Below are 343 nucleotides of genomic sequence, written 5' to 3' on the forward strand. Positions count from 1 at the left end.
TGCTGGTCAGTCAGATGCGGCGCGACTTTATCCAGACGCTCTGCAAGCTCAGGTAAATGATTGGAAGGCACCGCAGGAAATAGATGATGTTCCACGTGATAAAGCAAATTAAACGTCAGCAAATTAATCAGCGGGTTACGCTCAGTACGAGCGATCGTCTCATCACAATCATGGTGCACGCCCCACACCGCGATGAGACCAACGCTAGCATTGGCCAACATCATGGTCAGTATGTGGTACATCAATACTTGCGATAACATGGTCAGAGCAGGAACAGCGACAGTAAATACGGTCAGTACGAGGGCAACCAAGACGACTAAAGCAATCAAGCCAAATTCTAGCC

General features: G+C 48.7%; 1 protein-coding gene. It reads right to left on the bottom strand.

From position 1 onward, the window contains the following. Positions 1-343 (bottom strand): fatty acid desaturase (locus AAEZ03_RS26380; RefSeq protein WP_350582713.1); only part of this gene is annotated, 343 nt, incomplete at both ends.

This window comes from Pseudomonas sp. HY2-MNA-CIBAN-0224, assembly GCF_040310285.1.
Taxonomy (GTDB): Bacteria; Pseudomonadota; Gammaproteobacteria; order Pseudomonadales; family Pseudomonadaceae; genus Aquipseudomonas; species Aquipseudomonas helleri.